This window comes from Clostridium sp. CF012, from assembly GCF_018861755.1.
In the GTDB taxonomy this organism is placed as follows: domain Bacteria; phylum Bacillota; class Clostridia; order Clostridiales; family Clostridiaceae; genus Clostridium_AD.
In genome coordinates this window covers 1-12,416 of sequence record NZ_JAHLEF010000045.1, presented here as the reverse complement: position 1 = coordinate 12,416, position 12,416 = coordinate 1, and the positions used below count along the sequence as shown (strand labels likewise).

7 protein-coding genes and 1 pseudogene are annotated in these 12,416 nt (G+C 33.4%); 1 reads left to right on the top strand and 7 read right to left on the bottom strand.

Annotation, left to right across the window (positions count from 1 at the left end; all coding sequences use genetic code 11):
- Positions 1-54 precede the first annotated feature (54 nt).
- The gene (ltrA, locus tag KPL50_RS23790) at positions 55-1,875 is read right to left on the bottom strand and encodes a group II intron reverse transcriptase/maturase (RefSeq protein ID WP_216213687.1); all 1,821 of its coding nucleotides are present in this window, start codon (positions 1,873-1,875) and stop codon (positions 55-57) included.
- Positions 1,876-2,478: 603 nt separating this feature from the next.
- Positions 2,479-2,958 (bottom strand): DUF4829 domain-containing protein, encoded by a 480-nt coding sequence (locus KPL50_RS23785; protein ID WP_216212564.1) that lies wholly within the window; start codon positions 2,956-2,958, stop codon positions 2,479-2,481.
- A 349-nt stretch (positions 2,959-3,307) separates the two neighbouring features.
- Here KPL50_RS23785 and KPL50_RS23780 point away from each other — a divergent pair, with 349 nt between their 5' ends.
- Positions 3,308-4,267: a hypothetical protein gene (locus KPL50_RS23780; protein ID WP_216212562.1), complete on the top strand. Its 960-nt coding sequence runs from the start codon at positions 3,308-3,310 to the stop codon at positions 4,265-4,267.
- A gap of 396 nt (positions 4,268-4,663) precedes the next feature.
- On the opposite strand, the gene KPL50_RS23775 is transcribed toward KPL50_RS23780, so the two are convergent.
- The 5 genes and pseudogenes from KPL50_RS23775 to KPL50_RS23755 all read right to left on the bottom strand — a co-directional run.
- Positions 4,664-5,536: a hypothetical protein gene (locus tag KPL50_RS23775; protein ID WP_216212559.1), complete on the bottom strand. Its 873-nt coding sequence runs from the start codon at positions 5,534-5,536 to the stop codon at positions 4,664-4,666.
- 1,974 nt (positions 5,537-7,510) lie between these two features.
- A complete protein-coding gene (locus tag KPL50_RS23770; protein ID WP_216212555.1) occupies positions 7,511-7,681 on the bottom strand; it encodes a hypothetical protein in 171 nt (56 codons plus the stop codon).
- A gap of 243 nt (positions 7,682-7,924) precedes the next feature.
- Positions 7,925-11,089 carry a type I restriction endonuclease subunit R gene (locus KPL50_RS27765; protein WP_216212552.1) on the bottom strand — a complete coding sequence of 1,055 codons (3,165 nt, stop codon included), beginning with the start codon at positions 11,087-11,089 and terminating at the stop codon, positions 7,925-7,927.
- A 13-nt stretch (positions 11,090-11,102) separates the two neighbouring features.
- Positions 11,103-12,239, bottom strand: coding sequence for a restriction endonuclease subunit S (locus KPL50_RS23760; protein WP_216212549.1), 1,137 nt, complete (start codon positions 12,237-12,239; stop codon positions 11,103-11,105).
- Positions 12,226-12,416 (bottom strand): annotated as a pseudogene (locus tag KPL50_RS23755) (restriction endonuclease subunit M); the annotation flags it as partial. The gene KPL50_RS23760 and the pseudogene KPL50_RS23755, both read right to left, overlap by 14 nt.

Sequence of the window (12,416 nt, the reverse complement as noted above, 5' to 3'; positions counted from 1 at the left end):
CTAAGAACCGTACTTGTGTGTTTCCACACATACGGCTCAAGCCTTCTTTTTACCTCAAACAAGTTGGTATTTAAACTTTATGAAAGCCTTCTTAATCAACGCATATCCTTCTTTGCTGTTAGGTTCCACTTGATTACTCTTGAAGTAGGTGACTATTTTGGGTAACTCTCTCCCACCACCATATTTCTCAAGTAGTGTTTTATGATATCGCCGACAACTTTTATGTAACAATTCCAAATTGTCATACCGTTCATCACCACCTAATTTAGCAGGTACAATAAGGTTAATATTTAAAGATTCTTCTCCAACTAATGATTGTTTACATACTCTACATTTGTAATTACTGAGTTTTGCTAACTTCCTTCTGCTCGAAACATTATCATTTATGAAATCTTTCTTATCTCTTTTTTCAAAATACTCTACTAAACTACCATCATCAGGACTATTCCTATATTTCACTACAGCATGCCTCACTATTGGTATCCAATTCATTTTAAATAGCTGGGTCCTTTTATCATGAGGGTCTGTTAGTATCCATTTATCTTTACTAACACCTGTATAATCCGCTTTGAAATACTTTCTGTAAATCCATTTAAATGGCTTGTTGCTGTGTAGAATTTTCAGATGTTTTCTTGTCTTAATCCATATATAACTGTCAAGTTTTTCAAATATTTTCTTTGCAACCTGGCTTGACCAGTAGTTTCCTATTCCTCTTATTATAGGGTTTAATTTTTTTATTAAATCCCCAACTGGCTTACCTCTCAGTTGCATAAACACATTCTTTATTGTTTCCCTGGCTTTTTTCACACTTAACTTTGATGGCTTTATTAATAATCGCATACCATTGTTAGTTCTATACTGTCTTAGATTAAATCCAAGAAAATTAAAGCCTTCACTAATATGTGTAACCTTAGTTTTATCATCTGCAAGTGTTAATCCTCTTTTATCAAGGTATGGTTTGAGTTTTTCATACATATTTATAGCTTCTTCTTCTGTTTTACAAACAATTACAAAATCATCAGCATATTTTACTACTCCAACTGAATTCCTGGCTAATTTATAATTTCCTCTGTCGAGGTAGTAGCTTACGCCAAGTTCTTCTTCCATACCATGTAGGGCTATATTAGCTAATAAAGGTGAGACAAGCCCCCCTTGCGGGGTTCCAGAATGTGTATCCTTGAATGAATTATTATCAACATATCCTGCTTTCAACCATTTATATATAGTTTCTTTAGCGGGAAACGCAGTTAAACAGTCCATAATGTATTGATGATTAAGATTATCAAAGCAACCCTTGAAATCACCCTCGAATACCCACTGCCTTGTACTCCTTGATGAAAGCTTAGTGAATAGGTTGACAATGGCATCTTGAGTTCTTCGCTTAGGTCTGAATCCATATGAAGAAGGTTCAAATTTTGCTTCCCATTGTGGCTCAAGAGCATTTTTAACTATGTTTTGAAATATCCTGTCTTTTATAACTGGTATTCCTAAAGGTCGCATTTTACCGTTTTTCTTGGGTATGTATACTCTCTTTACTGGCTTTGGTCTAACATATTTAATGCTGTATTTCTTGAGAAGGTTATATAATTTCAACCTATCACTTGAAGTGATAGCAACTTGACCGTCAACACCAGCTGTTTTTTTACCTTTGTTAATTTGTGTAACTCTTTTTATTGAAAGTAGCAAATTAGCATTACTTATAATCATTAGCCTTTGAAGCTTTCTTACTTTTCTTTTCTGTCCCAACTGTTCGGCACGAAAAATCCGTTGGCGAAGTTTCCTCACATATTCATATATTCTCTTCCAGTCAATTAATGACCAGGTCTTTATATGTAGAGAAACAGCCGACGTATTAAATTTATTAATAGTTTTCATAACATGTCTCTCCTTAAAAAGATTCTTCTTTACGTTTTCTTTCGTGTTGATGACCACGTGGAAGTCTGCTCTCTTTCGAGTGAGTTATTAAACTCTATCCAGCGGGTTATTTTTTTCCCTGAACTTTCGTTCTACTGGCATTTGCTTTCTCCACAATCCCTTACCCTCTGGTATTGTAGCTTTCTTTCGATTGCCCTACCTCTATCGAGGAACTTAAAGGGTTTACCAAGTTCCACTAATAGTAGATTCAAATGGGTAAGCATCCTTCTTTACTCCGATGGATATATGGGTTACTGCACGATTGGAATTCGATTCAATCTTTCCTATCCACATTAAGCTTGTTATACCACAGTACGCTTATCTTCTTTAACGAAGATTACAAAGGTTCAACTTTCGTTTATACTTTCCATTTTTCCCCTAACCCAGCATTACTTCTGCGTAAAGCAACAACATTAGGTAATTAACTCTCATGCAACCTACAAACCAATTACTCGGAGTGCAGTTTCGAGCGAGGATACGTTTTGTAACTAACGCAGTTTCTCACGAAACACTACTAATTAGCGACTTCTTGTCGCACCGGACTTTAAGAAGATTGTGTATTACTTATTCTCCAAAATCATCTATGAGCCATTGTGAATTTTTATCTTTTCTTATAACAAAATACCACCAATCATATGTTCCACTATCTTGAGGTCCTATTCCATCCTTTTTATACTTAACTTCATACTTTACCTTATAAACTTTAAGATTATTTTCTGTTGTTCCATTTTCGCTACCATTTCCGTTGTTTAAGTATCCTTTTATAACGGTGTCATTGCTTTCTTTCTCAATGTTAATTATCTTGATACTATCTAAGTTTTCAAATCCCCAGACAACATTAGGGGCTTTGAAGTGTTCTGTTAAAGTAGTTAATACGTTATCTTTGTTTTTTTCATTTTTATATTTAAAATATTTTTCTACTACAGTTTGAGCAGGATCACCTTGAGAATTAACTGCTACTTTAGCACTTTCTTTTGAGCATCCAACAAAAATTATAACAGCAATTACAAATAACATAATGAATTTTAAGTTTTTTCGCTTCATAAAATGCCTCCCATTTTTTTATTTGTTTGCACCGTTATATTTTACAAGTTCGCCATATCCAAGTTATTCATTTTCACAGAACTTATCAATTTAAGTATTCATTTTTTTAACTTCTTATTATATATATTAGGTGTATTTGTTACATTTCCTTCACTCCCTTTAATAAAACTATACCATAAAACACTAATTTTACAAAATTTTATCATTCCAAATCAATTTTCTATTGAGCTTTTCACAATAAAAGAGTATACTGTAAACAATACATAGTAAACATAGGTAAACACACTATAAACACTATATTTATGTATAAATATTTGTAAACATTATTAAAATATAGGGAGGCCATACAATGGCAGATAATAATAATCCTTTTTCAGTAAGAATGGAATCAGATGACAAAGAGAAGCTCATGGAACTCATTCAAGGAAGTGGCAAAAGCAGTAAAGAATTTATGGGGATCCTCATGGGGGCTTATGAATTAAACAAGGTGAAACTTGATATACCAGAGGTCGCAGAGGACATTAATCACCTTGAAGCATTAACTAATCAAATTAATAATGTATATATGAATATGGCAACGCGAATACAAACTATAGACACAGCAAAGACGCTGCAATTTAGTAAAGATATGGAGATCTATAAGAGTAACATCGAAAGTCTAAAGGTAGAAAATCAAGGACTAAATATAGATAAAGAAACTATGGAAACTACATTACAAGGGTCTTTCAATATAAATGATGAACTTAAAAAACAGGTAGCTCAATTAAGCGAAATCGCTGATAGTAATAAGGCGCTAATCCAAGAATATAAAGAAAAAAACGATACCCTTGCAGGGCTTGTTACAGAATATAAAGGTTTTAAGACTCAGAATGAAACTTTTAAAGAATTACTTGCAGATAGTAAGGCGGAAAACATAGAACTTGGCAACACAATAAAAACCAAAGAGATTGAAGCCCAAAACCTAGAAAGCAAACTAGAAGCTGCAGCTGAGCAGGCTCAAAAGGAAGTAAAACGATTTGCGGAGCTTACCGCCTTTGAAAAGGAAAGATCGATACTTGAAGTTTCGACCTTAAAAACAAAGATAGAAACTACAATTACAGAATCGCAAAAAGAAGTAACTCGAGTTGCAGATCAGAAAGAATTCGAAAAAGAAAGAGCACTCCTAGAGCAAGAGAAGTTATTTAACAAAGAAAAACAGGAGCTTCAGGAGGCATCCTATAAAAAGGTATTAGAATATCAGAGGCAGGCCGAGGAGTTAATAAAAAGAATGCAACCGCAGCAACAAGATCAAGATATAAAACAGATATAAAAATAAAGTCCAGTATGTGTAATTAGAATAAGACCAAATGGAGTATAGGGCGTGTTTCCCGCCCTATATGAAATGCGGTAGTACACTTATTAGCCCAAAGTAAATCGGCTCCAATGTAATGGTTTAAATATTCTTAATGTTATATATGTATTAGGCTTAGTAACCGCAAAATACGGATTTTATACATTAAAACATATATAGGTATTTTAATTACTTTAAGGGGGTGTAAGTCCTAGTCTCCATAATTTTTGATTTTGGGCCGTTTTATCTACCCCATCAAAAGGTATATTAAGAGCAAAATATATTATTAATGTGAATTTGGGGTGCTTTGAAAATCACACAATGTACTCGTGTAATTTTCGTTTTATTATCATAACACATGATATGTAAAAACCCTTATACCTCATCTTGAAATAGGTCCACATTGAAAAACTTGTAAATAGGTTCAAACATTCTTATATGAGGTGAATCTATATACCCGCCAAGTTTTTCAGGTGAAGATTCTAGCAAAGCTTCTTTTAAAAATCCATTAAAATCATTGATAAAAATCTCATCCCCACTCAAGGTATATTTTATAATGTTTAGGGGTGCCAATACGAATATTACCATTTTAATATCTTCACTTATATCCATTGGTGGTATGTCATCCGCGATCATATACGCCTTGTAAAATTCGTTATACTCTTCTATGTTTACATATTTCTGTTGTTGGTAACACATGTACAAGAAAAATATATGACTCCTAACATACATAGGGAACTTATATAAAAGAGATTCTAATTCACCTTTGCTAATTAACTTTTCACTTAATTTAAATTCGTAATTAGATTCCTTATTTGTAACTGTAGCATGCCCTGTACTTGTTATAGCCATTTCTTCTAAGATTTTGAATTTTTCCTTATTTGTTTGATTACCACTACTTACATTAGTTTCCAAATTGTTCATAATGATTTTTAGCTCCTCTATTCCTTTAAGATTATTAGTCGCAGCCTCAATATCTTTAGTTATTTTTTCAAGTTTCTCTGCTGTAGTTTGTATACTATCAGTGGAATCATTAATTTTAGAACTAATACGATTACTATCTTGACTTTGTACAAGAGTATATATGATTGCTATAACTGATAATATTATTGATGATACTGTAGCACCAAATGAAAACATCCCTACAAAATCGTAATTATTATAACACATATAAACAAAGCTTGTAATCAAAAATGTAACTATCCCAGTAAAGATCTGTGAATAATATTCTTTAATATAATTCTTCATATGCTATCCCCCCCCTTTTTTTTAACCAATATATTATACCATATTTTTCTATAACATACCACGAGACATAGTAATTTATAATAACAAAAACACCCTTCACATTAGTGTTAGGTGCCCTTATATGACATTTTAAAATTTTGGCCACTCTTACTCACTGCTCCATAAGTATAAAATTCTTTAAAATTTCTTTATCATATTCTTATAACCAAAAAGATAAAATGCAGTCAGTAATCTTGTCCAAAATAAAATAATTTCCCCCGGCCCCAAAGGGGAGTTTCTAGGGTATGCCTCTGTAGTCAAGGAAGCTTTGGACAATCTTACTCACTGCCCTAAAGTAATATAATCTATTAAAATATTTAAACATTAATTTTTCTATTTAGTGTTAGCCGCAGTCAGTAAACTAGCCCAAAGCAAATGAAATAATCCCCCTTCCCCCAGGGGAAATAGGTCCTACTGCACTGCAGCAGGACCTATTTTATTTAACCGTATTAATGTTTAGATTTTTCTACGTTCTTAGATATAAAGCCTCGCTTTGCTCGGGTGAAAATTGGACAGGTTTCTCACCTCAGCCTATCAGAGCAGTGACCGTGTTCTGAGAATTTAAAGTTTCAAAAAAATAAATTTATAGTAGAGGTCAGAAACTCGTCCAATTTTCACGGCAAATGGACATGCCTTTCAGCCACTTCGTCCCTCAGTCGCTGGGCTAGTCCATTTGCCAGCATCCTACAAGTTTAAAAAAAATTATTAATCATCGTCTTTTCCCTTTTGGAACTTATAATTTTATCGTTATAATAAATACATTTAATAAAACCTTATAAACCTTATTATAATAATTATTTTGTTTTAAATATATTGTCATTACTAGTAACATAGCGATTTTGGAAGGACAAGGTCTGGGCACGTATACCGTCACCCAAAAAAGAACAAGCTTCAGCATAAGACTCTCTAAGCTTCCCATTGTTTTCGTCCCTCAAACCCTGGTAAACCAAGAGATGCTAATGCCAAAGCTAGTCCTTTTTGGGGTACCCGACGGCGTGCATCGATTCTAGCTAAATTTTAATTGACCCTTAATTTAATAATTCTATGTAAATAGTCAAAAAATTTCCCAAGTCTACGCAGCCCTTTCGATAAAGCTCGCTCCAGCCACCACCACCGCGACCTTTACCGAAAAGGCATTATTATTCATAAAAGGATCTAAAAGCAATGAAACTTTGGACAATCTTACTAACTTCCACGAAGTAACCTATTCTATTATAGTAACTACTCATTTCTCTTTCTACTTAATCTTAACTGCAGTCAGTAAACTAGTCCAAAGTAAAAACAAAAGACTCAATACATTTTGAAGTTATCATAATTCTAATTATACTTTAAAATAAATTTAGATTTAATTTCTAGTAAAAAAATCTACTTACTTTATTCCTATAGCCAGTATACTAACTTTTGATAATATAGCCGCTTTTTCTTTTTTGTGAAATAAAAATAGTATAGTAGCTATCTTTAATTTAGAGGTTTCCTAAAGCAGCTAACGGTTTTCTCATAAAATAGCTTTGCATAAGTTTTGGACTAACGTTTTAAACTCAAATTAGCTATTTTAATGAAAACGCGAGCTTTATTTTGTATGGTTCTAAGTTTTTTACCACAAGTGGTATTTGCTAGAGTAGTGCTCTGGGGTCCTCAAGGAAATGACAAGCAGACGAAGTTTACTAGCCGTCCTTGGCTGTTACACTTCAACAGCTAGTCCTTTCCTTGAGGTAACGGGTGGACAAGCTTCCAGCTCAAGTAAATTGACAAGCCGTCCTTGGCTAGTCCATTTTCTTGGCCACAAGCTAGTCCACCCGCCTTCTAGTATCAACTCTTACGTTTCTTGTGAAATATCATGAAAATGTAAATACCCCCTTCTATATGATAATACTAATTATCCCCAAAACAAAAATAAAAGCTTACCGAACAAAATACTATTTATTCGGTAAGCTTTTATACATCTTTTTTTTCTAAAAAATCTAACTCTATTTTTTTATCTTCACCATAATAAGTCAATGAATAATGTATCAATACCGATCCTATAGCAAATATAAGTAAGCATAATAGTATAATACTTACTCCCAAAATTAAATTTAATATTTTTAAGATTTCTATTTCCACCATGTAAATTCAGCTCCCAAATAATATTTATTTGAAAGTATATCCATTAAACCAATCTTTACTCATATTTCTTAAAATTATCATGATCGATACAATTTTCATAATAGAGGTGGGGCTCGCAAAGCGTAAATTTACAACGCTAAGCCAGTTATTTACAATTCAACACTATTATCAAAATATTACGACTTAGAACTAGTGGAGGTAGTGTAGCATACGCAAAACTGACATTTCGTACGTTAATCTTGTTTAATCTCCATATTTTTTAAAATTTTCTGCTTGTTCCATAACTTTCTCAAACACTTCTTCGTCCCATTCAGGAGGATAGCCATTTTTATAAAGTAAAACAGTTAAGTCCATATTCATTTGATTTTTTATGTCATCACGAGTAGACCAGTCCGCAAACTGTGCCTTATCATCAACAAGTTCTTTGATTTTTTTTGCAAGAACAAGACACTTATCATCGACATAAGGAAAATCATGATCATCACGTACCTTAACAAGAATATCATAAAACGCTTTTTCCTCATACGTAATACCCAGTTCCTCAAAAGATGTTTTATCTACTTGTAAGTCTTTAAATATCTTCAAAAGTTTCTCAGACAAATCATTAACAAAATCTGATACAACTACACTTGTGAATACAAGTTTATCTCGACTGTTATAAGTTTCAACAACCTTCTTAAGCCGATCCTCAAATTCAATTGCTTTAACTTTATTTGTATGTCCATAACTAGTAATTACTTTTCTTAGTAACTTTAATAAAGCATTAAATTTTGAAATTGGTAATTTTACTGTATTCAACTGTTCAATAAACTCTTCACTGAACAAATCGACGGATTTATTCTCATCAACAATATTTTCTATACCCGTACAAGTAATTGCATTCTTCACCATCTCTTCCACAACACGGTTCATAATCTCTGCATCAGGTACATCACCTTTTGTTTGCTTATAAACGATAGAACGAATAGCAAGATAGAACTGTGATTTTACTGTTTCTTCGTAAGTTAGTTCGCCAGATGGGAAACAGATTACATAAGCTCCTTTCAAACGTCGAGACAGTCCCATGAATCGTGTCTCCAAATCTTTGTTGGTCTGCACATATTCCGCTGCCATATTTAAACACATCAAGCGTTCCAATGGTTCACCATTATAAAATTTTGATGCATTAAACCCCATTAACAAATCATCTATCAGCGATAAATGATTACGAAAAACAGATAAAGAAATATTGATTTCGTCAATTGGGCTTTCTTGAGGTGATCCATATTTTTTCACTGCTTCAAGCATATCATTTTTAATTCCAATGTAATCAACAATGATGCCCTTATCTTTACCATCAAACACACGGTTGACACGAGAAATTGTTTGAACAAGGGTATGCTTATGCAATGGCTTATCAATATACATTACTGCAAGAGATGGTACATCAAAACCTGTAATCCACATATCTACAACGATAGCAATTTTAAAATTCGAATGGTTGTTCTTAAACTGCTTATCAAGTTTTTTTCTATACTCTTTTGTTCCACAAATTTCAAAAAGTTCCTTTTTGTCATTTGTTCCTTGAGTAGCAACAAGGTTTATTTTTGGCAATGGAATCAATTTATCAATTTGTTCATCTGCGAGAACACTTTCATCTTCTGCTTTTCGTTCTTCTCCCCAATGAGGCCTAATATAAAGAATTTCTTTCAACAAACTAAATGCAAGCTTTCTGTCTGCGCATACGATCATTGCCTTTTGTACAATTTCTGGTTTTTCATTACAAAGCGCTTCATAGTGTTTAACAATATCATTTGACAACTTTTTTAACCTGTCTGGATGACCAAGTATTCTTGTCATTGAACTCATTGCGCTCTTGCTTTCCTCTATCTGTTCAGGATTTGAACCTTCTTGAGAACACTTATCGTAATATTTTTGTATTTCTTTCGCTTGCTCATCAGATAAAATTACACGTGCAAGCCTTGGTTCATAAGCGATACGAACAGTTATACCATCATCACTTGATTCTTTCATAGTATAGCTATCAACTACATCACCAAATACAGCAATCGTTTCATCTATAGGAGTTCCAGTAAATCCACAATACGTGGCATTTGGAAAGCTATCACGCAGATATTTAGCAAAACCAAATGTCGCAAATACACCTTTATCAGTTTTTTTCAATTTTGCACCAACGCCAGTCTGTGTCCTATGTGCTTCATCTGAAATACAAATAATATTATTACGATTGGATAATAAACCTATATTCTCACAGAATTTCTGAATTGTAGTAATATAAACACCACCACTTGGCTTATCAGTTAATGTATCCATTAAATCCTTACGACTTTCAATACTCCGCACATCGCTCTCGTGAAGATATTTCTTTGCAGTTACGAAAAGTTCTGATGTTTGTGTATCTAAATCTTCTCGGTCAGCTATAATAATAATTGTAGGATTATTAAATTCATCTCTATCATAGAGAGTCATCAAGCGTGCTAGAAACAGCATGGTATAAGTTTTGCCGCAACCGGTTGCTCCAAAATATGTACCACCTTTACCATCTCCATTAGGACGCAAATGAACTTTAATATTATCTAGCATCTTTAATGCCCCGTAGAACTGCGGGTATCGGCAAACAATAGCTTCACTCTTCTTGCTATCATCAGGGTAAAACACAAAGTCTCTTAGTAAAAGTGTAACACGGTCCTTAGCAAATCCCCCTTTTATCATTGTAAGCAATGAACTGATACCATTAGATGCCTTTTCTAAATCATTCGCTTTATTCCATGCATAATAATACTCATATGGTGTAAATATGCTACCCAGTTTTGTATTAGCACCATCACTGATAACAGATAAAAAACAATACTTCATTAATTTAGGTATATCACGACAGTATCTAATAGTAATCTGTTCCCATGCATCATAGACTGTTGTGTCCTCTGAAATAGCTGATTTGAATTCACATATCGCAACTGGAATACCATTAATAAAAATAAGCAAATCAGGACGACGCAAGTGTTCTCCCTGTACGGAGTATTGATTAACGACTTTAAATTTATTATTGTTAGGTTCTTCAAAGTCAATAAAATCAACATGTAAGGCAAACTTACTCACATCATCACGTACTAAATCAAAGCCCTCATTCACAAGCCAAAAAGTCTCTCTGTTTCCCATGTATAGTGGCGCAGATTGAATCAGACTGATCCTATTAATAATTTTCTCTAATTCATTTGCCGTTAAATTTTCATTTTTATAGCGTTCAGTAATAAAACTCCTAAGGTCATCCAACAGAAGTATCTCCTCATACTTTCTGTGAATATCCTCACCGTTTACATAGGTGTAATCCTGCTGTTCAAAAAGAGCTATAATAGCTTTCTCGAGCTCATTCTCAGTAAATTTTCCTTTCTCAAAGATGTAATCCACACAATCCCCCCCCCTATGATTTTATTCCTTCTTCAAGTGACCCTTTAATAAGAATTGGGCATAAATCTTTTAATCGAGCTTTTAACTTTTCATTAATTTTTTTACGAGTTATATATGCAGTGTAAATATCTGCAATAGCATGTTGAATTTTCATATCCGGGATAGGAATTTTAACATCACACATATCTTCCCAGTTAAATGTCTCCCTTGCGCTGCCCCATGAATTAAAACGTGCATAGCGATCAAATTCACTTCTACTAAATAAAATTTCAAGATACTTTGGATATATTTTCTTGGTATTTTCTGTGCGAAATACTATATAGGATGAAGAGCAAATATAGGTTTCCTCAGTACCGTTATGCGCTAATGAAATTTTCTCACCGTTTCTGGATGTTACGGATACATAGGCAAATTCATCAGGATTAATAACATAGTATGGTTTCAATCCTACTCCTTGCATATCTGCTTTTGTTTCTATAAATCGCTTCTCAATAGAGATACCACGGACATCTAAAACACCATATTTTAGAGCTTTATTTCTATCTTCTGAAAGTTGAATGTAGTTCCCAATTTTTTCGCACGGAATTTTTCTGCGCAAATCATCAACATAACCATCACAAACAAGCTTGAGATCTTCAAGGCCTTTTTCATAACTACATTGATTGGCAAGCATAGCATTGTAGACATCGACAAATTTCTGCTGAATTGGAATCGATGGAAGTTCAATTTCAATATCACACAACGCTTCCCATGAAAATACTTCGGTTGAACTTCCCCAAGAGCGATAGCATGCTTCACGATCCCACTCAGTACGATTAAAATGTAAGAACAAATATTTTGGCAATATAATATTTCCCATATCTTCTTTAATTTTAAATGAAATATTATTCCAACTTATAATAAAAGATCTATCTGTATCATTAAATCCCAAACCTATCTTTTTTCCATGCGTTCTAGGATTGTAAACAAATTCATCTTGTTGTACAACTAAAAACTTACTTAAATCCGCTCCAGAAACATTTGCTTTGGTTGGAATAATTTGTTTTGTTATAGTCATTCCGCGCACATCATCTTCACCATATAACAAGTTCTCGTTTGTTTCTGTGGTTAATTCAATCAATTCGCCAATGGCGTATCTAGTCAATGCCATAGCGAATCCCCCTGAACGCTTCTTCGAGCATGGTCTGCGATTTTTTCTCTGCTTTCATCACTTCTTTCATTTCAGCTTGAATACGAGCCATTTCCTTTTCGTAGTCAATATCTAAATCATGATCAATAAACTCAATATATTTACTTGGTGTAACTGAATATTTTTTTGCACGAATAC

What these genes read in the sequence shown, in the direction of transcription:
- KPL50_RS23775 (WP_216212559.1), bottom strand. Translation starts at nt 5,536, where the DNA reads ATGAAGAATTATATTAAAGAATATTATTCACAGATCTTTACTGGGATA.
- ltrA (WP_216213687.1), bottom strand. Translation starts at nt 1,875, where the DNA reads ATGAAAACTATTAATAAATTTAATACGTCGGCTGTTTCTCTACATATA.
- KPL50_RS23760 (WP_216212549.1), bottom strand. Translation starts at nt 12,239, where the DNA reads ATGGCATTGACTAGATACGCCATTGGCGAATTGATTGAATTAACCACA.
- KPL50_RS23780 (WP_216212562.1), top strand. Translation starts at nt 3,308, where the DNA reads ATGGCAGATAATAATAATCCTTTTTCAGTAAGAATGGAATCAGATGAC.
- KPL50_RS23785 (WP_216212564.1), bottom strand. Translation starts at nt 2,958, where the DNA reads ATGAAGCGAAAAAACTTAAAATTCATTATGTTATTTGTAATTGCTGTT.
- KPL50_RS23770 (WP_216212555.1), bottom strand. Translation starts at nt 7,681, where the DNA reads ATGGTGGAAATAGAAATCTTAAAAATATTAAATTTAATTTTGGGAGTA.